Raw genomic sequence first — 384 nt, 5'->3', positions numbered from 1 at the left:
CACTACAAGCGCGTGCAGGCGGGCGAGCAGGCCAAGCCCTCGAACCCGGACGACGCGGACTACGTGGAGCTGGCGAAGTCGAACATCTTGTTGATCGGTCCGACGGGGACGGGCAAGACGTATCTGGCGCAGACGTTGGCGCGGATGTTGAACGTGCCTTTCGCGATCGCGGACGCGACGGCGCTCACCGAGGCGGGGTATGTCGGTGAGGACGTGGAGAACATTCTGTTGAAGCTGGTGCAGGCGGCGGACTTCGACGTGAAGAAGGCTGAGACGGGCATCATCTACATCGATGAGATCGACAAGGTGGCGCGGAAGGCGGAGAACCCTTCGATCACGCGGGACGTGTCGGGTGAGGGTGTGCAGCAGGCGTTGTTGAAGATC

1 protein-coding gene is annotated in these 384 nt (G+C 62.5%); it reads left to right on the top strand.

The features are described 5' to 3' along the window. Positions 1-384: AAA family ATPase (locus tag ACEWB7_RS18705; RefSeq protein WP_411581191.1), on the top strand; the 384-nt coding region annotated here is incomplete at both ends.

It is taken from the genome of Acinetobacter sp. NIOH-H-8 (assembly GCF_046635365.1).
In the GTDB taxonomy this organism is placed as follows: Bacteria; Pseudomonadota; Gammaproteobacteria; order Pseudomonadales; family Moraxellaceae; genus Acinetobacter.
Note: the sequence above shows the minus strand (reverse complement) of the source record. Positions and strands in the feature narration are given on the sequence as shown.